Origin of the sequence: Pediococcus damnosus (genome assembly GCF_001611155.1) — a bacterium.
Lineage (GTDB): Bacteria > Bacillota > Bacilli > Lactobacillales > Lactobacillaceae > Pediococcus > Pediococcus damnosus.
Genome location: NZ_CP012294.1, coordinates 668,704 through 688,685, shown reverse-complemented (window position 1 = coordinate 688,685; position 19,982 = coordinate 668,704). Strand labels below are relative to the sequence as shown.

General features: G+C 36.9%; 23 protein-coding genes, 2 tRNA genes and 1 other RNA gene. 13 read left to right on the top strand and 13 right to left on the bottom strand.

The features are described 5' to 3' along the window. Positions 1–33 precede the first annotated feature (33 nt). Positions 34–1,710 carry an oleate hydratase gene (locus ADU73_RS03330; protein ID WP_046870818.1) on the top strand — a complete coding sequence of 559 codons (1,677 nt, stop codon included), beginning with the start codon at positions 34–36 and terminating at the stop codon, positions 1,708–1,710. A gap of 53 nt (positions 1,711–1,763) precedes the next feature. Here the strand turns inward: ADU73_RS03330 and ADU73_RS03325 are convergent, their stop codons facing one another. Together ADU73_RS03325 and ADU73_RS10570 are read right to left on the bottom strand one after the other, a co-directional pair. Continuing rightward, on the bottom strand, positions 1,764–2,576 hold the full coding sequence (locus tag ADU73_RS03325; RefSeq protein ID WP_046870817.1) for a LicD family protein: 813 nt from the start codon (positions 2,574–2,576) through the stop codon (positions 1,764–1,766). A 67-nt stretch (positions 2,577–2,643) separates the two neighbouring features. After that, positions 2,644–2,808, bottom strand: a complete 165-nt coding sequence (locus tag ADU73_RS10570; protein ID WP_100078369.1) for a hypothetical protein — start codon at positions 2,806–2,808, stop codon at positions 2,644–2,646. Between the two features lie 212 nt (positions 2,809–3,020). Between ADU73_RS10570 and ADU73_RS10565 the strand changes: the two genes are divergently transcribed. Next, positions 3,021–3,170 carry a hypothetical protein gene (locus ADU73_RS10565; RefSeq protein ID WP_162841290.1) on the top strand — a complete coding sequence of 50 codons (150 nt, stop codon included), beginning with the start codon at positions 3,021–3,023 and terminating at the stop codon, positions 3,168–3,170. 41 nt (positions 3,171–3,211) lie between these two features. After that, positions 3,212–3,582: a transfer-messenger RNA gene (ssrA, locus tag ADU73_RS03320) on the top strand. A gap of 129 nt (positions 3,583–3,711) precedes the next feature. On the opposite strand, the gene ADU73_RS03315 is transcribed toward ssrA, so the two are convergent. The 3 genes from ADU73_RS03315 to ADU73_RS03305 all read right to left on the bottom strand — a co-directional run bounded on the left by ADU73_RS03315 (position 3,712) and on the right by ADU73_RS03305 (position 4,973). After that, positions 3,712–3,978: a SemiSWEET family transporter gene (locus ADU73_RS03315; protein WP_046870816.1), complete on the bottom strand. Its 267-nt coding sequence runs from the start codon at positions 3,976–3,978 to the stop codon at positions 3,712–3,714. Between the two features lie 312 nt (positions 3,979–4,290). After that, complete coding sequence (locus ADU73_RS03310) at positions 4,291–4,653, bottom strand: hypothetical protein (RefSeq protein WP_046870815.1); 363 nt, start codon at positions 4,651–4,653, stop codon at positions 4,291–4,293. A gap of 47 nt (positions 4,654–4,700) precedes the next feature. Continuing rightward, entirely contained in the window at positions 4,701–4,973 is a 273-nt protein-coding gene (locus ADU73_RS03305; RefSeq protein ID WP_046870814.1) for a hypothetical protein, read from the bottom strand. A 335-nt stretch (positions 4,974–5,308) separates the two neighbouring features. On the opposite strand from ADU73_RS03305, the gene ADU73_RS03300 reads away from it, so the two are divergent. Then, positions 5,309–5,437: a hypothetical protein gene (locus ADU73_RS03300; RefSeq protein WP_062903809.1), complete on the top strand. Its 129-nt coding sequence runs from the start codon at positions 5,309–5,311 to the stop codon at positions 5,435–5,437. 148 nt (positions 5,438–5,585) lie between these two features. Next, positions 5,586–7,280 carry an oleate hydratase gene (locus ADU73_RS03295; protein WP_046870812.1) on the top strand — a complete coding sequence of 565 codons (1,695 nt, stop codon included), beginning with the start codon at positions 5,586–5,588 and terminating at the stop codon, positions 7,278–7,280. Between the two features lie 252 nt (positions 7,281–7,532). On the opposite strand, the gene ADU73_RS10475 is transcribed toward ADU73_RS03295, so the two are convergent. Both ADU73_RS10475 and ADU73_RS03290 read right to left on the bottom strand, forming a co-directional pair. After that, on the bottom strand, positions 7,533–7,700 hold the full coding sequence (locus ADU73_RS10475; protein ID WP_155386934.1) for a hypothetical protein: 168 nt from the start codon (positions 7,698–7,700) through the stop codon (positions 7,533–7,535). Positions 7,701–7,738: 38 nt separating this feature from the next. Then, positions 7,739–7,927: a hypothetical protein gene (locus ADU73_RS03290; protein WP_046870811.1), complete on the bottom strand. Its 189-nt coding sequence runs from the start codon at positions 7,925–7,927 to the stop codon at positions 7,739–7,741. A 216-nt stretch (positions 7,928–8,143) separates the two neighbouring features. On the opposite strand from ADU73_RS03290, the gene ADU73_RS03285 reads away from it, so the two are divergent. Further along, complete coding sequence (locus tag ADU73_RS03285) at positions 8,144–8,869, top strand: response regulator transcription factor (RefSeq protein WP_046870810.1); 726 nt, start codon at positions 8,144–8,146, stop codon at positions 8,867–8,869. An 8-nt stretch (positions 8,870–8,877) separates the two neighbouring features. Continuing rightward, positions 8,878–10,323, top strand: coding sequence for a sensor histidine kinase (locus ADU73_RS03280; protein ID WP_062913451.1), 1,446 nt, complete (start codon positions 8,878–8,880; stop codon positions 10,321–10,323). A gap of 59 nt (positions 10,324–10,382) precedes the next feature. Here the strand turns inward: ADU73_RS03280 and ADU73_RS03275 are convergent, their stop codons facing one another. Beyond that, positions 10,383–11,249, bottom strand: a complete 867-nt coding sequence (locus ADU73_RS03275) for a class II fructose-bisphosphate aldolase (RefSeq protein ID WP_046870809.1) — start codon at positions 11,247–11,249, stop codon at positions 10,383–10,385. Positions 11,250–11,413: 164 nt separating this feature from the next. Then, positions 11,414–12,781: an ISLre2 family transposase gene (locus tag ADU73_RS03270; protein ID WP_046872291.1), complete on the bottom strand. Its 1,368-nt coding sequence runs from the start codon at positions 12,779–12,781 to the stop codon at positions 11,414–11,416. Between the two features lie 380 nt (positions 12,782–13,161). Here ADU73_RS03270 and ADU73_RS03265 point away from each other — a divergent pair, with 380 nt between their 5' ends. The 5 genes from ADU73_RS03265 (at position 13,162) to ADU73_RS03245 (ending at position 18,149) form a co-directional block, all read left to right on the top strand. Beyond that, a complete protein-coding gene (locus ADU73_RS03265) occupies positions 13,162–14,031 on the top strand; it encodes a GRP family sugar transporter (protein WP_046870808.1) in 870 nt (289 codons plus the stop codon). Positions 14,032–14,191: 160 nt separating this feature from the next. Further along, positions 14,192–15,547: a glucose-6-phosphate isomerase gene (locus tag ADU73_RS03260; RefSeq protein ID WP_046870807.1), complete on the top strand. Its 1,356-nt coding sequence runs from the start codon at positions 14,192–14,194 to the stop codon at positions 15,545–15,547. A gap of 199 nt (positions 15,548–15,746) precedes the next feature. After that, a complete protein-coding gene (locus ADU73_RS03255) occupies positions 15,747–16,589 on the top strand; it encodes a hypothetical protein (protein WP_046870806.1) in 843 nt (280 codons plus the stop codon). A 135-nt stretch (positions 16,590–16,724) separates the two neighbouring features. Then, complete coding sequence (locus ADU73_RS03250; protein ID WP_046870805.1) at positions 16,725–17,057, top strand: toxin-antitoxin system HicB family antitoxin; 333 nt, start codon at positions 16,725–16,727, stop codon at positions 17,055–17,057. A 258-nt stretch (positions 17,058–17,315) separates the two neighbouring features. Further along, complete coding sequence (locus tag ADU73_RS03245) at positions 17,316–18,149, top strand: SPFH domain-containing protein (RefSeq protein ID WP_046870833.1); 834 nt, start codon at positions 17,316–17,318, stop codon at positions 18,147–18,149. 149 nt (positions 18,150–18,298) lie between these two features. Here the strand turns inward: ADU73_RS03245 and ADU73_RS03240 are convergent. From ADU73_RS03240 to ADU73_RS03230, 3 genes are all read right to left on the bottom strand, one after another. Next, positions 18,299–18,371: transfer RNA gene (locus tag ADU73_RS03240), tRNA-Glu, on the bottom strand. A gap of 63 nt (positions 18,372–18,434) precedes the next feature. Continuing rightward, positions 18,435–18,644, bottom strand: a complete 210-nt coding sequence (locus tag ADU73_RS03235; RefSeq protein ID WP_046870804.1) for a hypothetical protein — start codon at positions 18,642–18,644, stop codon at positions 18,435–18,437. Continuing rightward, the gene (locus ADU73_RS03230) at positions 18,637–18,966 is read right to left on the bottom strand and encodes a hypothetical protein (protein ID WP_046870803.1); all 330 of its coding nucleotides are present in this window, start codon (positions 18,964–18,966) and stop codon (positions 18,637–18,639) included. The genes ADU73_RS03235 and ADU73_RS03230 overlap by 8 nt, the downstream gene beginning before the upstream one ends. A gap of 147 nt (positions 18,967–19,113) precedes the next feature. Between ADU73_RS03230 and ADU73_RS03225 the strand changes: the two genes are divergently transcribed. Beyond that, positions 19,114–19,185 (top strand) — tRNA-Gln (locus tag ADU73_RS03225). Positions 19,186–19,245: 60 nt separating this feature from the next. Here ADU73_RS03225 and ADU73_RS03220 read toward each other — a convergent pair. Beyond that, complete coding sequence (locus tag ADU73_RS03220; RefSeq protein WP_046870802.1) at positions 19,246–19,581, bottom strand: bacteriocin immunity family protein; 336 nt, start codon at positions 19,579–19,581, stop codon at positions 19,246–19,248. Positions 19,582–19,982 lie beyond the last annotated feature (401 nt).

Here is a 19,982-nt window from a genome sequence, read left to right as displayed (position 1 = left end):
ACGAGACATTAACAGTGAATAGGAGACGATATAATGGCAAAAGCATATATGATTGGAACTGGGATCGGTAATTTAGCAGCAGGAATTTATTTAATTCGTGACGGTGGCTGGAGTGGCGACCAAATCACAATGTTTGGGCTAGAAAAACATGGGGCAAACGATGGCGCTAAAGTTACAGATTACGAAAAAGAATATGGCAATCCAAAACTAGGAAATAGTAAAGGCTATCTCGCAAAGGGTGGTCGGATGCTTAACGAAGAAACTTATGAGAACCTGTGGGATGTTTTACGATCAGTTCCTTCTTTGGACAATCCAGGACAGTCAGTGACAGATGATATTTTGAACTTTGATCATGCTCATCCTACCCATGATGTTGCCCGTTTGATGGATAGTTTAGATGGTATTCGTAATAAGGGTGATCAAAAAGATTACAATCATATGCAGTTTAATAATCAAGACCGCATGTTATTGACCAAACTGATGATGATGCCAGAATCAAAAGAGTCGCAATTAAACGACGTTAGCATTGAACAATGGTTTGCTAAGAGTCCGCATATCTTTACGACTAACTTCTGGCACATGTGGCAAACTACCTTTGCGTTTAAGAAGGAAAGCTCGGCCATGGAATTACGTCGCTATATGAACCGTATGATTTTGGAGTTTAGTCGGATCAATACACTTGAAGGAGTCACGCGGACCCCTTATAACCAATATGAGAGTATTATTGTTCCAATGCGTAAGTATTTGAAGGACCATGGTGTTAACTTTATCGATAATCGTAAAATTACGGAATTTGTTTTTAAAGACACCGCGTTACGCGATGACATTGTAGTAACTGGCCTGAAGTATGAAGAAGTAGATAATGATAATAAGGCTGGTGAAATTGAAGTCGGCGAGAACGACTTTGTCTTTGATACCAATGGTTCCATTACGGACAGTTCTTCTATTGGCGATCTAGATACACCAATTAAGGAAAACATGGAGTATGCGCCAAGTGCAGCGCTTTGGAAACAGGCTACGGAGCATTTCTATAATTTAGGAAATCCAGATAAGTTCTTTGCAGATCGTAAGCAAAGTGAGTGGTTGAGTTTTACAATTACGACTGACAACCATTTTTTGTTGAATGAAATTTCAAGGATTACACAACAGGAGCCAGGTAATGCATTGAATACTTGGATTGATAGTAGTAATCTATTATCAATTGTTGTCCATCATCAACCTCATTTCCATGCCCAAAAAGAAAATGAAACGGTATTCTGGGGATATGCTATGTATCCACGACGTAATGGGGACTATGTAGACAAGCCATTTATCGAGATGACTGGAAAAGAGATGTTGCAGGAACTCTTAGGCCATTTAGCAGCAGTTGATCCGGCTCGGGATAACATTGCTGATCATACTGAAGAGATTATGGACAGTGTTGTAAATGTGATTCCTGCATACATGCCTTATGCCAGTGCTCTGTTTAACAGACGTGCTGTGGGTGATCGTCCAGATGTTGTGCCCAAGAATTCGAAAAACTTGGCGTTTATCAGTCAATTTGCAGAAATGCCATTTGACATGGTCTTCACAGAGCAGTATTCATTTAGATGTGCACAAATTGCTGTCTATCACTTTATGGGACTTCCAGATAGTGAATTGACACCATTGCATCATTATGAAAAGCAACCAAAGGTTTTAGCAAAAGCAACTAAAACAATGTTTAGATAAAGGTTTAGATAAGCAAAAAGGTTATGATCTTAGAGGTCATAACCTTTTTTGCTTTATTTAATGTGTTTACCATTTACGATTAAGATGTCCACATGTTTTTCTTTTTGATCACGTTCTGGCGGTAACTTCATGTAATCATCGTACATACGGGTCAGAATTCGATCATAGGCTTCAGGAATCTTGACCTGAATATTTTCAAACTGATGGGTAACCAATTCAGAAATTTCGGCTTGATTTAAAACTTCCTTATCGTAGGCATATTGAGACGCATAATTTTTATAATGATGAAAAGGTTCTTTATTATACAAACGCATGATATTTTCGCGTTTCTCTTTCAGCTTGGCAACCGACATGTAATGATCAAGATCATTTGTTTCAGGATCTTTGCGGAAAGGTGTTTGGATAATATTATAGCCCAGGCGTAGTAAAATTCGGGCGTCAAAATAGCGGAAGCGATTATAAACAGCGCGACGAATTTCAGGTTGTCGAGGAACTTTGTCAAAGGGAAAAATATCTACAAACACGCCTTTGCGCGCGTCATTGACATTGTTTCGTTCTTTAATATAAGTATCAGTATCAAGAATTTTCATATAGCTGAATGCGAAGTTGGGATCTGTATCCGCCGTTTGCATGAAGTAGTGAGTATTTTGAAGAAGCGCAGGCGTGAGCGAAGCAAACTTATCGTAATCATCGCGACGCATGCCAATATCAACGTCGTCGTCCCAAGGGATGAAGCCGTTATGACGGATTGCTCCTAAAAGTGAGCCGCCAATTAAAAAATAATTAATGTGGTGAGCATCACAAATAGCAGCCACTTTTTTTAAAGTATTTAGTTCAATGCGATGTAATTCGCTAATTTGCGACATACAAAATACCCCCAGATTTCCTAATACCTTAAGTTTACACTGTCAGAGGACGGTATGCCAACTTGATTTACTTACGAGTGAATATATGCCATAAATTGATGGTGGCTTCTAATAGCATCCCGATGGCCATCATATACATTGCAATCATGTTTTGATGTACGAAAACGAAATAAGTTAAAATCAAATAGAAAACAAAAAATAAAACTGCTGTTAATTTTGAATTACCAGTCATAATTGAACCTCCTATGTAAATGTATTTAAATCTATTCTAGTTTAAAATGATTCTAATTTCCAGAAGATATTGAAAACGATCAAACTAATTTATAAATTTTTCTAAATATGTAGGTTCAATCAGGTGTTTTTCGGTTGACAATTTTTGGGCCAACCTTTATCATTGGTATCTAGATTAGGTTTTAAATGCGAAGAATCGTGGAGGATTTTACAATGAGAAAAACCAAAAATGCGTTGTTAGAATATTTGCTTAAGAATGTCCAGAATGCTGATCTTGTTAATAAGTTATTGGTCACAATGGTTTCTCGTGGTCAAATTGCCTTGGTTCCAGCAACTAATTCAGCATCACAACCACGGAAGTAAACGTATCGAGGCTGTCTGTGGTATAGTGATGGTAGTGTTATGGGGTCGTTATGGATTCGACAGGTATAGGTTGAGTCTGGATTGCGTTTCGTAGGTTACGTCTACGTAAAAACGTTCAGTTTAATTATAACTGCAAAAAATAATAACAATTCTTACGCTTTAGCTGCTTAATTACAGCTTAGTGTAGATCTGCCTGGCATCGTCCATGTGTTAGATACAGGTCTTAAATTAAGTGGACTTACGCAACTTGCTCCCATCTGAAGTGAGTTGAAGAGACTAATCAGATTAGCTAATCAAGAGAACCTGGCCATACGGTGTTTTGGTTAGTGAAACTTAAATAGTATGACTATGAACGTAGATATCCGGGTGGCAATATGCTTGGACGCGGGTTCGATCCCCGCCGACTCCATTAAATAACAAAAAGGTTGATACTGGTAAGTGTATATCACTTATTGGTATCAACCTTTTTGTTTTATAGATTTTTAAGTAGAGGTAATTTTTATAAAAATTGGTGGTTATCAATTTAGGTTCAATTTGGGAACTAATGTAATGCAGTACAAAAGGTAATTATTCCAAGAAAAATTCCAGGGACATTTGCAATGATAATCGGCCAATCCTTAGCAGGTTTGAAGTATCCATAGATAGTCCAAACGATACAGTTTAGGGCCGCAACCAAAGGCTGAATAGGATTACCATAATTTCCGTTCAAGTTTGCAATGATTTGGGGGATATAGGATACGTACATTAAAACAGATAATCCGGACGCAATTCGTCCGATAATTTGGATTAGCTTACTTTCTTCTTTCATAAAATATTCCTCCAGTCTCACTATTTATAGTTTCCATCATAAAAAATTAGAATTACTGATACGCTAGCAATAACGTAATTGCCAGCATTAAAATTGAGCAATTCATTTTTTGTGGTTGTATTCTATAATAAATTTAAGTAAAATACAAAACATTGTACTTATAATTTTGATAAAAATATTAAAGCTGGCTTTAATGTTTGGCGATCAAAAAAATTCAAAATAAAAACTGGAATTAGATATTCACTAATTCCAGACAGAGGACGTTTAAATTTAATTTGCCAGGTCGCTTAACGTATATTTAAAGGCTAAAGACTATACAGCTAATTTTCGATTTATTGATAGATGCCAAATGAAAAATCCAGCGCCAATAATGAATCCAAGCCAAGACCAAATTAGTAAATCACTATAATTTCCTGCACCTGACAGGCCAATTATTAAGATTAGAATTGAGAAGATAAGATTTGTAATATCAGCGCCAAGTTTTTTTGAATTTCTAGTGGCAAGGTAAACAATTCCCATAATAATATACAAGAAAGCGACTAGAACACCATTTGTACCAGATGTATGAATATTACCCTCTAAAGCATTAGCCATTCCAGCGGCCATTGATTGAAATATAATAAAAACGGCAAGGACGAGCATAAGAATACCAATTACTAACTTTGTTGTCTTCATGTCAATTCTCCTTGATGTGGCTTCTGTTGGTTCTGATTTTTATAATCTCATTCATGATCTAACTCTTCGTTAACTGCTTCCTTATTAGCTTCTTCATTAATAATATCTTCGGGTTCAGCATGCAAAATGTGATCCAAATTATCTTCTTCTAGGACAATGTTTTCCTTTGGTTTCAAAACTGAATCTGGGGTGTTCTTAGGTGATTCTTCATTAGGTTCCATTGGATTATCATTTTGCTCGTCGTAACTCATATTGCTGTCAGGCGCACCACGGCGCTTTTCTTCTTGTTTAAAAGTATCTTTAATTTGATCATCATGCATATTGGTCACATCCTTAGTTAAATTTTTGGGGCTATCACCACTATATAAGTTTCCTGATAGCGGTTGCAAATGTTGTGCTTATTTCTTTGTCTGAAGGTTTAGCAAGGCCGTTTTTGGCAAAAAATTTGCCACTTGAATCTAAGCTAAAGGTGAGGGGATAAGTTAGATTCAAAAATGAGGATTTAGGATTATAATCGAATCTAAAATTATTCCTAACAGCTATTGCGTTTTTTCACGATAGCTTTATAATGGACATGAAATGTAGATAATGGAAGCGCTTAAATTATTACGCTTATAACCTGACATTTCACTAATTTAAGGAGGGAGTCATCAGCATGAATGATAAATTAGTTTGTTTAGGTATTACCGCTGGTTTACTTACGGTGGGCGTTTTGTATCTTGCTAAAAAGACTGTTTTTTTTGAAGATGATCGTCATTTGTATGATGAATTTGAATCACGTTAGTTTGTTGTAAAAAATTTAAGATTGATTAATATCTTGTAATGTAGCTAAAAAGGCCGATATTTGTTTACTATAAAGATGACGTTGTTCGTAGGATTGATATAGATACCTTTTTAAACACACTTGATAAATAACAATTGGGGGAATTATTATGCAAAAGAATAAAGCTGTTTTGATTGGTGCCGGCTTATCCAATATGGCCGCTGCTGTTTATCTGATTCAAGAAGGACACTGGAATGGAAAACAAATTACTTTTTATTCACTAGATGACCATGGTTCCAATGATGGGGCACCAACGGATACTGTGACCGATGAATACTGGAACAAGAATCATCCTATGGAAAATCGTAAAGGCTACGTTGCCCGTGGTGGTCGGATGCTTAACTATCGGACGTATGTTGATTTAATGGATTTGTTGGATCGAATTCCATCTACAACAGAAAAGAATATGACGGCAGCCGAAGATACGCGTGATTTTGATGCCAAACATCGGACTTTTGATAAGGCACGGTTGCTTGAAGGCGGTAAAGGAATCATTAATGGTAGTCACTTAGGTTTGATTAATCAGGACCGCCTGCATCTGACTAAACTAATTGCAATGCCTGATTCAGAAGAAGAAAAATTAGATAACGTCACGATTGCTCAATACTTTAGTGACGATCCTCATTTCTTTGGGACGAACTTTTGGTTTATGTGGGAAACAACATTTGCTTTCAGATTGCAAAGCTCTGCCCAAGAATTACGGCGTTACATGCACCAGATGATTTATGAATTTACTCAAATTGAACATTTAGTAGGTGTAAATCGAACCAGATATAATCAGTATGAAAGTATTATGTTACCGTTGATCAATTATTTACGTGATCAAGGCTGCAAGATTGTTTTGAACCGACTAGTAACCGATTGGGAGTTTAAAGATACGACCATGCAAGACGAAATCACGGTTACTGGTTTAACTATGAAAAACACCACCACCGGTAAGGATGAGCACGTAACCATTGATGATGATACAGCGGTGATCTTTACAAACGGCTCAATTACTGATTCCGCAACGATGGGTGACTTCAATACACCCGCACCGGAAAACCCAGACTATGGGGCTGCCGCTAGTCTGTGGAAGAAAGCAACGGAGCGCTTTTACGATTTAGGAAATCCAGATAAGTTCTTTGCCGACCGGGATGCTAGTGAGTGGGTCAGCTTTACTTTGACAACTAAAAATCATTTGTTATTAAATGAAATTACTCGAATTACAACGCAGGTTCCTGGGAACGCATTAAATTCATTTATTTCAACAAGCCCAATTACAGCGCTTGGCAAAAAGGATGTCAATATGTCGATTGTTGTGCATCATCAACCCCATTTCACAACACAAAAGCCCAATGAAAGTGTTATTTGGGGATACTTCCTGTATCCACGACGTCGAGGAGAGTTTGTTGATAAACCATACATTGAAATGACTGGAAAAGAAATGGTTCAAGAACTTATTGGTCAATTATCAAAGGTTGATCCTGGCCCAGGTAACATTCGCGACAAATCTGAACAAATTATGGCGAGTGTGATTAACAGTATTCCAGTTTATATGCCATATGCATCAGCATTATTCAATAATCGAGCTAAAACTGATCGTCCAAAGGTAATTCCAAAGCATGCTACTAATTTGGCCTTCACTGGCGAATTTGCTGAGCAGCCTTATCAAATGGTCTTTACAGAGCAAAGTGCGGTTCGGTCCGGAGAAATCGCTGCGTATCATTTTGCAGGAATTCCAATGGCCAACTTGGTCAAAACACCGCGTTATGATAAAGATTTGAAGACATTAGCTAAAGCAGCAAAGAAAATGTTTGATTAGATTTAAATGAACTAAAAATATTTTTGAAGTTTCAGACAATATTTATGAATAGTTTTCAGAAAGTAAACCGCATAAGGTTTGGATTCTGAAGACTATTTTTTTACAAGCGGTTAGGTAGTAGAATGCTCATAATTCAGAGGGACTGCCTATAATTTATCTAGTGTCCAACAAACACTAAATGAAAAAATACTTTTCCCTTAGTTCTTAAGGGAAAAGTATTTTTGAGTACGATTTAGTTTTTTGTGAAGCTGATCAGAGTTTTCCAGATTTAGTTCTGACACCAACAAACACAAAATCGGCGCCTGAGCTAGACGTTTCACAAATTAAAAGTTGATGGTTTCTTTTAATTAGGCTGGCCGCTTGAAAATCAACTTCATGGTTATCATCTGAAAAATTAATATCATTTAGATCATGTTCCAAACTATCGCTTCCTAATATAGGAGTTAAGGATAGTTGTATTATACAACTTGTTCTTGTCGTTTCAATTCACAGTGAGCGACAGTGAAACTAGTTTCTGCGTCCGTAAGATGAACTTGCCAATTACTTTCCTCATCTAAAACACTGGTGTCAAGCTTTTCAACATAAGCGATTTGGTTTTCGTTGACATAAAGCACCTTATCATCGGTAGTTTGAACTCTAAGTAACATTAAAATTGCTCCTCTCAAATTGTCAAAATAGTTAACTATAAAAAGATTTTAACATGCCGAATAAAAGATTATAACTATCGTGCTTATCAGGGTGATTTTACTTAAGATTAATCTTCAGACGCTATTCTAACTAGTGAATTAAAAAAAGGTTACTAGGTTTACAGAGGTGTTTGAATTATACTAGGGATATGGATAATGTAGGGAAGAGGAACCCAAATGAAAATTTTAATGATTGAAGATAATAAATCGGTGTCTGAAATGATGGGCATGTTTTTTAAAAAGGAACAATGGGATGCACATTTTGCATACGATGGAAATGAAGCAATGGAGATGTTTAATGCATCTCCTGATGATTGGGATATGATTACGTTAGATTTGAATCTACCTGGAAAAGACGGAATGACGGTTAGTTCGGAGATTCGTCAAATATCTCAAACAGTGCCAATTATTATGTTAACTGCGCGTGATTCGGAAAGTGATCAGGTTTTAGGCCTAGAAATGGGGGCCGATGATTATGTTACGAAGCCATTTAGTCCAATTACTTTAATTGCACGGATTAAGGCTCTGTATCGACGAGCACAAATGGGCGGAATCGATGATAAAAGCCAGGAAAATGATAAGACTGAAAACTTTGATGTAAAAACTAATAATTTCAAACTAAGTTCATCCACACGGGAAGCCTATTTGGATGATAAATTGATTCCCGATTTAACTCCCAAAGAATTCGATCTACTTAAGACGCTTGCACAAAAGCCCAAACAAGTTTTTTCACGTGAACAATTGCTTCAACTTGTTTGGGATTATGAATTCTATGGGGATGAACGCACCGTGGATGCCCACATTAAAAAGCTCCGCCAAAAAATCGAGAAGGTTGGCCCACAAGTGATTCAAACGGTCTGGGGAGTTGGCTATAAATTTGATGATAGCAAGGCGGGGGATTAAGTATGAAATTGAAACTCCTGTATCAACAAATGCTGGGTTTTTTTGTCGTTATTTTGACAACAGTAATTGTTTTTGGAATTGCTTTTATCCAATTCTCAAATCGAATGGTTTACCGAGATACTTGGAAACAACTTGAAGGATATGCAGATAGTGTGTTTCAACAATCAGTGGTAGTCAGTACTAGTGGTGATTTTGAAGGCATTCAAATAGCTGGGTTAGAAAGTAGCGAGCGGTTGCTGGCCAATCAGTCTGTTCATTTCACGATTTATAATAAACAAAATACAATTGCCTATCCTAAGAATAGCTATTCTCCGGCCATAAATTCTAAGCAATGGGAAAAATTAAAAAAGGGTGAAATGATCACGACAAGATCGGATCGTCATCTCAATCAGGTTGGTGGGCAAAGGAAGCATACCACCACTGATATTATTAAGCCTTATCGAAACCAAAGTGGTAATTTAATTGCAGTAATTTCGGTAGGCTCACCAGTGGCCAACATTGAATCAAATATGCGGCGAATTCAGCATAACTTGTTGACTGCATTTTTAATTTCCGGATTGGCCGCAATTGTTATTGCTTATGGATTGGCCAAGTATTCGGTATCTAGAATTGATCGGATCCGAAAGGCTGCTCATAAAATTGGTGAAGGAAATTTTGATGTTAAAGTCCAAACTAAGGGCAATGATGAAATTGATGGATTGGCGACGGATTTTAACCATATGGCTAAGTCGTTGAAAGAATCTGATGAAGAAATTAAACGACAGGAACAGCGAAGGCGTGAATTTTTAGCAGACGCGGCTCATGAAATGCGGACACCACTTACAACAATTAATGGATTATTGGAAGGCTTAACGTATGATGCAATTCCTGAGGATAGCCGTGAAGAAAGTTTACAATTAATGAGTAATGAAACAAAACGATTGATTCGGTTGGTGAATGATAATTTAGATTATGAAAAGATTCGAACTAATCAAATCATTTTAAACCGTGGCGATATTCCTGTATATCACGTTGTGAATAATTTAATTGAACAACTGCAGAAAAAAGCCAATGAGGCCAAAGATCAGTTTGTGGTGCATGTGGCAGAAGATGTGCGTGTGTATGCAGATTATGATCGTTTTGTTCAAATTATATTTAATATTATGCAAAATGCGATTCAGTTTACCACTGGAGGAACCATTACAATTGCTGCTCATAATGATGAAACTAAGAATTGTGTAATCACAATTAGCGATACTGGAATTGGCATGTCAGAAACACAAATGAAAAACATTTGGGAACGGTATTATAAGGCTGATCCTTCCCGGAAAAATACTAAATATGGGGAATCAGGTTTAGGAATGGCAATTGTCCATCAACTGGTGAAAGCACATGGTGGTGAAATTGTTGTCGATAGTAAGTTAGGTAAGGGGACCACCTTTACAGTTACGATGCCGCCAGAAAAAAGTAAATAAGAGCAACAAAAAAAGCAATCATTCAAATTTGAATGATTGCTTTTCAATTATATTAATAATTATTTAACTGATGGAGTACCGAACCAGTCAATACGACTCTTAACGATATCTTCAATAGCTTTTGTACCAGGTGCAAGTAATTTACGAGGGTCATAACCTTTAATATCATTTTGGTCATGTCCTTCTTCAATGTACTTACGTGTTGCTTTGGCAAATGCCATCTGGCATTCAGTATTAACGTTAACCTTTGCAATTCCCATTGAAATAGCTTTTTGAATTTGGTCCTTAGGGATTCCTGAACCACCATGTAAAACAAGTGGTGTAGAAATAGCATCAGCTAATTCTTGGAGACGTTCGAATTTCAAACCTGTCCAGTTGTCTGGGTATTGGCCATGAATATTACCAATTCCACAAGCAAGGTAGTCAACGCCAGTTGCGTTAAGCTGTTTAGCTTCTTCAACATTAGCTAATTCGCCTTCACCAATGACACCGTCTTCTTCTCCACCAATTGAACCAACTTCGGCTTCAACAGACATGCCCTTAGCATGTGCCAACTTAACGATTTCCTTAGTTTTTTCTAAGTTTTCTGCAAATGGTAAATCGTGACCATCAAACATAACAGAGTTGTAACCAACTTCGATACATTCTTTAGCAGCTTCGTAGTTACCATGGTCTAAATGCATGATAACTGGAACTGTGATGTTCATTGACTTGATGGTTTGTTGAACTAAGTTTAAGCAAAGTTCGTAGCCGCCCATGTACTTAGCAGCTCCCATAGAAGTTTGGATCAAAACGGGTGTACCCTTTTCTTGTGCAGCGCCAAGAATAGCACGAGTCCATTCCAAGTTGTTAGTGTTAAAAGCACCAACTGCATAATGACCTTTGCGAGCTTCAGCAAAGATTTCGTTACCATTAACTAATGACATAAATAAATCCTCCCAAAATATATTACAACGATGTGTAAAAAGTTGCGTTAAACGAACATTTCTATTTTAACACATTTAATTGTGAAAATGCAGTTCCATTTTTATATGTATGTGTCAAGTTTTCCTAGGTGCCTTATAATCAACCAAATATTTATACACAATAATTAGTTTGAAAATATTTTTGCCATTGCTCCGATAGGGCTACTTGTTGGGGCATCAACTGGTATTTTACCTGAAAGAACTCCAATATGCTTAGAATGGTGCTTGTTGCTCAGCTGAGCTGAACTCAACGTCTTCAATGATTCCGTAGCGATCTCAATCGTTAGCTCTTGTAACTTTCTTAAACCACCACGTAAGTATTTATCTAGCTTACCGTTTACCCGAGCTTCAATTAATTTCAACATAGCCTCAAGGCCCTTTTCGGACCATACTTTGCCTTGCTTTTTCATTCGATACGTGTACGCTCTGTGTGAGCTTTCAACGGATCCCAATTTGCCGACCCTCATGAAGCCACGATCGTGTGGAGACTTTATAAACTGCCAATTTCTTGCCAAATATTGTCTTAGGACCCTTAGGCTCTCAAGTTCCTTATCAGTTTTAATTTGCGACTCAAATGTATCTAAAATAACGTTTAACTGATTCTGATCATACAGGCTAACGCTCTTAACGGCCTTATCAACCAATGGATTAAATAAACCAAAGGTTTGTTTAATCTTTTTGACAAAGTGATACCGATCGATAGTAAATTCAACTCTTTGAGCACTCGGAACTATTTCTCGCATACTTTTCGGGTTATACCCTGGGCCACCATCACTTGCTGTAAACACGGTCATTTCACTGATTTTATAATACTTCTCAATGTAGTCAGTTACTCGTTTTTGAACCTTTTTTTGATTGATACCAACAAACTCAACTTTGTTTGATCTTGTTCCATCTAATCCTGATTCAAAAACAATGTAATGGTGGACGTCTTGTCTTCGTCGATTAATTTTGTGTATCTCAAAGGCATCGCCTTCAACCACTAAGTTTTCAACTTTTCGTTTCTTAACTAGTTTCTCTTCGGACGATTTTTCTTCTGTCTTCACGGTATCTGCCATGTCTCTGATAATTCGGTCTACTGACCAGGCACTAATATCCGTCTGACTTGCCAGATTGATCATTGCGGCCGTATTTCTCATCGTTGTCGTTTGCCCAATTTTGGCAACGACACTTTTAAAATAAGGTGAAATTCTTTTTCTTTCTTCCAACTGAAGTTGTTCATCCAACGGGAAGTAATAACTTCCATTGGGTCGAAGATAACATCTTCTTTCAAAATTCACGGCGCCAAACATAAACTCAATTGTTCTGGCCTGTCGATTAATGAATGTATTTTCTGCCGGAATTGATGGAACGAGTGTTTCATCTAATTGCCTCAGATATTCAGCTACAACCAGCTGGAATGACTTCCTAAGATGAAGAATTACCTGCTCCTCTAAATCAAATAAACTGTCTAAATTTCCCAATGATTCAATAAAATCTGCTAAAATATACATGAAAGACCTGTATCCTTTCCTTTAATCTTCGTCGATTAAAAGGCTACAGGTCTTTTTCTATATATTCAACTCAAAATGAATATTCCTAGAATTTTATTGACCATCTAGGAAAACCTTACACTAACTTTTATATGACCATTTTATGGAAGAAAGTCTAAAAGTTGGAAAAATCCCGCTTTTGTTTTGGGCTAGACCAATGTTTTTATGAACAAAAAATAAGTGGCTAAATTGTTGAAGTGTCAGGTCCTCAAGGATACAAAAATATAGTATATCAATTAAATTTAATAATTTATCACTTGTAAAAACGATTACGTTACTGTTAAAATGTCTTTTTGTCTTGGTATGGACATTAATTTTAGAGAGAATAAGGAGAATTTATAATGGGTATTATAATTGCACTGATCCCAGCAATTGCTTGGGGCAGTATTGGACTTGTATCTGGGCGTTTAGGTGGAACGGCACCTCAGCAAACGTTGGGGATGACTATGGGAGCCATTGTATTTGCCATATTTACTTGGTTCTTATATCAACCAACATTGACATCTAAAGTGTGGGTTGCAGGTATTGTGTCTGGATTATTCTGGGCAGTAGGTCAAGGCATGCAATTTACGTCAATGAAAAAAATTGGTGTGTCAAAGACAGTTCCATTGTCAACTGGATTACAATTGGCAGGAAATGCACTGGCCGGTGTTTTAATTTGGCATGAATGGAAAACTGGAAAAATGATTACAATGGGAACAGTTGCTGTAATCTGCTTAATTGTTGGAGCCACATTTACTTCGTTGCGTGATAAAAATGATAAAGAACACAACAAAGATGAAGATATGGGTGCAGGGATTCGGGCATTGATTATCTCCACAATTGGGTACATTGGGTATACTGTTATTGTGCGTTTTGCTAATGTGAATGCTAAAGCGGTTATTTTGCCACAAGCCATTGGGATGTTTATTGGAGCAGTTATCTTTGTTGTTATTTCAAAGGCGGCTGTTACAGCTTTCAAGAATCGCCATACATGGGCTAATATGCTTACAGGTATTATCTGGGGAGTCGGAAACATTTTCATGTTCTTGGCAATTCCTCGAGTTGGTCTGGCAATTAGTTACTCACTTGCACAAGCCGGAATTGTTATTTCGACGTTTGGGAGTATCTGGTTCTTGGGCGAACACAAAACGCATCGCGAAATGCAATATGTGGTTTTTGGATCTGCTCTAATTATTGTAGGTTCCACTATATTAGGAATGATGCAATAAATTTGAATTTTAATATGTAGGAGAAACCGATGGCACAAAGCTTTCGGTTTTTTGTTTGCTTTTTATCAAATTGTTAACTTTGGTCACGCTTCAAATTTTAGGAAACGGGTGTATAATGAGTTAGTGAAATACCAAAAATATTAAGTGAGGTAATTAAATAATGGCACATATTTCGTTTGACAGTTCAGCAGTTTCAGAGTTTGTTCATGATAATGAGCTTGCTGAGATGCAACCACTTGTTACAGCTGCAGACAAAGAATTACGCGAAGGAACAGGCGCTGGTAAAGATTTCCGTGGCTTCATTGATTTACCAGTGAACTATGACAAAGACGAATTTGCTCGTATTAAAGCATCAGCAAAGAAAATTCAGGGTAATTCTGAAGTCTTTGTTGCAATTGGTATTGGTGGTTCATATTTGGGTGCCCGTGCAGCAATTGACTTCCTTGGAAATACTTTCTACAACTTGCTTCCTAAAGAGCAACGCGGTGGTATCCCTCAAGTGTTCTTTGCTGGGAACTCAATTAGCTCAACTTATTTAACAGATTTAGTAAACTTGATTGGTGATCGTGACTTTTCTATTAACGTCATTTCAAAATCAGGAACAACTACAGAGCCTTCAATTGCATTCCGTGTTTTGAAGGAAAAATTAATTGCTAAGTATGGTAAAGCTGGCGCTAAGGAACGGATCTTTGCAACAACCGATAAAGCAAAGGGTGCCTTAAAGGTGGAATCTGATGCTGAAGGCTACGAAGAATTCGTTGTGCCTGATGATATCGGTGGTCGTTTCTCAGTACTTTCCGCTGTTGGTTTGTTACCAATTGCTGTTGCTGGTGGCGACATTGACCAATTAATGAAGGGTGCTGCAGATGGGCGTGACGCTTACAAGAATCCTGATGTAACTAAGAATGATGCTTACAAATATGCTGCATTACGTAACATTTTATATCGCAAAGGTTACACAACTGAATTGTTAGAAAACTTCGAACCAACGTTACAATACTTTGGCGAATGGTGGAAACAATTAATGGGTGAATCAGAAGGAAAAGATCAGAAGGGGATTTATCCTTCATCAGCTAATTTCTCAACTGATTTGCATTCACTTGGCCAATACATTCAAGAGGGTCGTCGCAATCTCATGGAAACAGTTGTCAATGTTGACAAACCTACCCATGACTTGAACATCCCTAAGGAAGATAAGAATTTGGATGGTCTTAAGTACTTGGAAGGCCGGACAATGGATGAAGTTAACAAGAAAGCTCATCAAGGTGTTACCTTGGCTCATAATGATGGTGGTGTGCCAGTTATGAATGTTAACATCCCTCAACAAGATGCTTACACATTGGGCTACTTGATTTACTTCTTTGAGGCTGCTGTTGGTGTATCTGGTTACTTGAACGGAATTAATCCATTCAACCAACCAGGTGTTGAAGCGTACAAGAATAATATGTTTGCACTTCTTGGCCGTCCTGGTTATGAAGCTCAAACAAAAGAACTCAACGAACGCCTTGGTAAATAGGACTTTTAGAGTTTTGATAAATTAAGAATAAGGCTAGTTAGAACCAGCAAGTGTAAATTTACTGATTCGAAACTAGCCTTATTTTTTTAGATTTTTATGGCTTAGAAAATAATTTCAACTGGTTTATGTACTTGTAATCGGTTCAATTTTCTAGTAACGTAAAAGCAAAAGTTGTTTAAAAGTCGAAAGGAAAAAGCGTATGGCAAATAGTGAAATTTTTGGTAAGAACCGAACTGATTATTTAAAATTTGGCGGTGTTTATGCTGCTGGGACTTTTTTGGATAATAATATCCAAGCATCAAACTATACAAAAATTGCGTTAGTCCCGACGATTGACACAATTCAAACATGGTCAAAATTATATAAAAAATTCAATCTTGGCGATAGCTATTCAAATGATCAATTCTGGAAGGATCAATCAAAGTATTTGGTGGATGTGACCCAAGCTAAAGAATGGTTAGAGGAATTATTCAAAAAACAGTTTAAAATTACAGCTATCGGTGCCGAATTTCTAGAAGGCGTAGGTAATCGTTCATCAGAAAATTCAGTTCAGTTGACCGAGGCAATTGATTCAGACAATAATTGTTATTATATTTTGCAAAGCGGTTTTCCAGCGCTTGAGGCTAAAAGTAATGCGGTAAAACAATCTACCGAGTTTGCGTATGACCGAGATGTTTTTACTGTGGATAAAGAAAATTACGTTTCCTATGATGAACGTGGTTTGAATACTTTGATTGTGACCATGGTCAAAGAATATTTTGATCGTGATATAACTTCAAAAGAACTTGTCCAGAGGTTACCTGTGTTCAGAATTTGTGGGACGTTTAATGATTATGGGAAGCCAGCAGACACTGGCAATCGGCTCAGTACAATTATTAAAACAACTCATCAAAATGATTTGGAACAGCTTGACGATGCAGCGCAATTAAAATTACTAAAAAATGGGGAACCATTATCAAGCAATGTAGATCGTAGTAATACTTGGAAAGCTAACGAAAAGAAACGACTTGAATGGCTACAAAAGGCCGAACAAAGAGCGTAATTAAAATCTCAATAAATTTATTTATAGTTTGTTTCGAATCTTATTTGAAACAGGCTATTTTTTATTGACTATGGTACATAAATCGCTTACAATAGAATTGATATCAGAATGATATTGAAAGGAGACGGTCAGTTCATGGCGAATGAGAAAAAGGACAAACGTTTTTTATTGCGTTTGGACCAAGGGCTTTACGATCGATTAGCTGAAGAAGCCAATCGAGCCAACCAAAGCGTCAATATGTATATTGTGAGTTTACTGTCGAACAATCATGGAACGAAAAGTTTTGAAAATCGACAGATTATTGGTCAGACTGTTTTGGGAAAAGACCTAAACGTTGACCATGGACTTGCCTTTGTTTCCGGGATCTACTATCGTTATTTAATTAATGATAATGGAAATGTCGATACGACAGCGAAGTATGCTGTTATTGAAGCTAACGGGAATATCTTAACGTTACAAAAAATTTAGCCATTTTGGGGGAGATAAAAGATGGCAAATCAACAAAAGCAGCAATCTGGTTTTTGGGGGCAGATGCAAGCGGCAATGAACGGCGAGTATGTGAACCAGTATCAGCAGGCTCAGCAAAAAGCTATTCAAAACAGACAACATGCAACGCCAAAACCAGATAAGCGAAATAAGCGAAGTAAACGAGATCGGCGCGACAATCATGATAAACCAGAAAGAACAGTTCATGCACGAATGCCAGAAAATCGGAGGAGTCTAAATATGCCATTTGGATTAAGAATTGTACCACAAAATAATCGTGGACTAGTAGAAACATTAGGAAAATATAAACATAGTGTTGATCCAGGTTTTCATTTTTATGTCCCATTTTTTCAAAAGATTAAAAATGTCAGTTTAGCGATGGAGCCTTTAGCATTACCGAATTATTCAATTATTACCAAGGATAATGCGGATGTTTCGGCTAGTTTGACGTTAAACTTTCATATCACTGATCCTGTTAAATATCAGTATGAAAACACGGATTCTGTTGAATCAATGGCACAACTTGTGCGTGGCCATTTGCGTGATATTATTGGACGAATGGACCTGAATGAGGCATTGGGGTCAACTGCTAAGATTAATCAAGAACTAACATTGGCAATTGGTGATTTGACTAACACATATGGGATTAATGTTGATCGAATCAATATAGATGAGTTAACCCCTTCACATGCGATTCAAGAGGCAATGGATAAACAATTGACCGCTGATCGGGAACGAGTGGCCACCATTGCGAAAGCTGAAGGAGAAGCTAAGTCAATCGAATTGACCACTAAAGCAAAGAATGATGCGTTAATGGCGACTGCAAAGGCCGAAGCTGATGCAACTAAGACGCGAGCTGACGCCGAGCGTTATCGAATTGATACTGTCCAGGCTGGGTTGACAGAAGCTACTGACAAGTATTTCCAGAACCAGTCAATCAACGCATTTTCTGATTTGGCAAAATCTGATACGAATCTGGTTGTGGTCCCTTCAGATAGTGCAGATGAGTTTGGCAAATTGCCAGTGGTTGGCAAATTGTTGGGAACTAAGGATAATAAGAAAACAACTTTATAAATCATTCTATTGAGAAGATGATCCGGAGTGTATCTGGGTGATCTTTTTTATTTGTTTTTTAACGATTTTAAAGTAGATTTTTTCATAATAAAAATAAGCCTCAAAACACTGAATTAACAATGCTTTGAGGCTTATTTAGTTCTCAATGATAGCCCGCACGGGGTTCGAACCCGTAGCTCCGCCTTGAGAGGGCGACGTCTTAAACCAATTTGACCAGCGGGCAATTAGTCAATTAGTACTTTTCTAATTTATCGTATTTGGGACCTAAAGTCAATACCCAAGCTCTTAATTAGCCTTTTTTCGTGCTAAAAAAGTTAGATAAATTAAACTGATAAATAGGTAGACCCAATAAACAAATATTGCAATGATAATGTAAGGGACAAATGCGTAAGGCAATAAACTTTCGCTAATTAAACCAAGGATGGCAATCACTGCCCAAATTACCAATTTTTCTTTAGTATCAGCCAGAGCTGCCTTAATTTCTTTCTTATTCATAGGTTAACTCGAGCATATAAGCTTTTTGTTTTAAAACGTGAGCAGTTGTTACCCAAACTTCCCGATAAGTTTTCTTTGGTTTACCAGTATAGGTATTAAAATAATCGAGCAGTGTGCGATATTTATCTACAAAGGCATCAGAAAGCCGATCAACAAGCAACGTTTCGTCAGGAAAATAAATTTCCGGATTAGCAACCTGCATATCATCACTAATATTCAATTGCACGACGTTTGTATATCCCAACGTACTTATACCGGCACGATCAGGATGGTTGTAAACTTGTGATAAAACATTATAGATTGAATCAGAATTTGTAGCCATATTTTCACCTCACAAAACTACCTCCATTGTAGCAAAAACCCCGGTAGTTGTCAGATTTCTATAACTTTTAGATGGAAATAGGCAAAATAGGGGGAAGACTTATTGACAGTTTGCTAGAAAGACGGTAATATTATAGAGGTAATTTAGTGGGCATTCGCCAAATGGTAAGGCCTCGGACTCTGAATCCGTAATTTACTGGTTCGATCCCAGTATGCCCAATAAAATAGATAAATAAAGACCGTTATATCAACATTTCGTTGACGATAACGGTCTTTTAGTTTAATCAAAAAGATTATCTTTATTCAAAGGTGAGCGAATATAACCGGTAATAATTCCCATTTCACGCTTTGTTTTAGAGTCCAATTTTTCTGGATCTGCATCTGGTTTTACATACTTAAAAACGTTTTTTAAAGATTGAATTATCTGGCGATTGGCCAAATAAGAATCACTAATCGCTTGTGATACACCAACTGCAATTCTTGTATAATCTTCGCCTGCTTTTAGCTGCTCTGCAGCTTTAGAAAGTGCGTTTTGCATTTTTGGTAATGTCTCAACCTCAGGATTATTAATTGTTTTAACAATTAAATTATAGAGTTCTTGATACTTCTTATTCATATTTATCCCCCCATGGATTAAAACACTGTTTTAAAACGCATTTATTGTGGGCCTTTTTGAGTAAAATAACAAGTAGCTTGTTATACAGGTATATCGTATTTTTAATAATGTTAATTTTGATAAGAAAATTATTACGGTTTTGGAGTCTATCCTGAATTGAATCCAAAATCAAAATTGCATTATTTATTGTATAAAAAAGGCTTCCTATACAACAAAACATGTGGATACGTTGACAATATTTGAAGATTTATATAAAAATTATGTAACAATTAAATAATAAGTTGTTTTTTTTAATGAAAGCGCTTTATAATAAGAAAAGTAATAGTTGCCTTTCTCAATAAATAAGGAGAGCTGCCTATGAAAGAAAATAAAGACTATTTTTGAAGTGACGTAGTAAAAAT

Coding starts and splice junctions, on each gene's coding strand:
- ADU73_RS03330 (WP_046870818.1), top strand. CDS start 34: ATGGCAAAAGCATATATGATTGGAACTGGGATCGGTAATTTAGCAGCA.
- ADU73_RS03325 (WP_046870817.1), bottom strand. CDS start 2,576: ATGTCGCAAATTAGCGAATTACATCGCATTGAACTAAATACTTTAAAA.
- ADU73_RS10570 (WP_100078369.1), bottom strand. CDS start 2,808: ATGACTGGTAATTCAAAATTAACAGCAGTTTTATTTTTTGTTTTCTAT.
- ADU73_RS10565 (WP_162841290.1), top strand. CDS start 3,021: ATGAGAAAAACCAAAAATGCGTTGTTAGAATATTTGCTTAAGAATGTC.
- ADU73_RS03315 (WP_046870816.1), bottom strand. CDS start 3,978: ATGAAAGAAGAAAGTAAGCTAATCCAAATTATCGGACGAATTGCGTCC.
- ADU73_RS03310 (WP_046870815.1), bottom strand. CDS start 4,653: ATGAAGACAACAAAGTTAGTAATTGGTATTCTTATGCTCGTCCTTGCC.
- ADU73_RS03305 (WP_046870814.1), bottom strand. CDS start 4,973: ATGCATGATGATCAAATTAAAGATACTTTTAAACAAGAAGAAAAGCGC.
- ADU73_RS03300 (WP_062903809.1), top strand. CDS start 5,309: ATGAATGATAAATTAGTTTGTTTAGGTATTACCGCTGGTTTACTTACG.
- ADU73_RS03295 (WP_046870812.1), top strand. CDS start 5,586: ATGCAAAAGAATAAAGCTGTTTTGATTGGTGCCGGCTTATCCAATATG.
- ADU73_RS03290 (WP_046870811.1), bottom strand. CDS start 7,927: ATGTTACTTAGAGTTCAAACTACCGATGATAAGGTGCTTTATGTCAAC.
- ADU73_RS03285 (WP_046870810.1), top strand. CDS start 8,144: ATGAAAATTTTAATGATTGAAGATAATAAATCGGTGTCTGAAATGATG.
- ADU73_RS03275 (WP_046870809.1), bottom strand. CDS start 11,249: ATGTCATTAGTTAATGGTAACGAAATCTTTGCTGAAGCTCGCAAAGGT.
- ADU73_RS03270 (WP_046872291.1), bottom strand. CDS start 12,781: ATGTATATTTTAGCAGATTTTATTGAATCATTGGGAAATTTAGACAGT.
- ADU73_RS03265 (WP_046870808.1), top strand. CDS start 13,162: ATGGGTATTATAATTGCACTGATCCCAGCAATTGCTTGGGGCAGTATT.
- ADU73_RS03260 (WP_046870807.1), top strand. CDS start 14,192: ATGGCACATATTTCGTTTGACAGTTCAGCAGTTTCAGAGTTTGTTCAT.
- ADU73_RS03255 (WP_046870806.1), top strand. CDS start 15,747: ATGGCAAATAGTGAAATTTTTGGTAAGAACCGAACTGATTATTTAAAA.
- ADU73_RS03250 (WP_046870805.1), top strand. CDS start 16,725: ATGGCGAATGAGAAAAAGGACAAACGTTTTTTATTGCGTTTGGACCAA.
- ADU73_RS03245 (WP_046870833.1), top strand. CDS start 17,316: ATGCCATTTGGATTAAGAATTGTACCACAAAATAATCGTGGACTAGTA.
- ADU73_RS03235 (WP_046870804.1), bottom strand. CDS start 18,644: ATGAATAAGAAAGAAATTAAGGCAGCTCTGGCTGATACTAAAGAAAAA.
- ADU73_RS03230 (WP_046870803.1), bottom strand. CDS start 18,966: ATGGCTACAAATTCTGATTCAATCTATAATGTTTTATCACAAGTTTAC.
- ADU73_RS03220 (WP_046870802.1), bottom strand. CDS start 19,581: ATGAATAAGAAGTATCAAGAACTCTATAATTTAATTGTTAAAACAATT.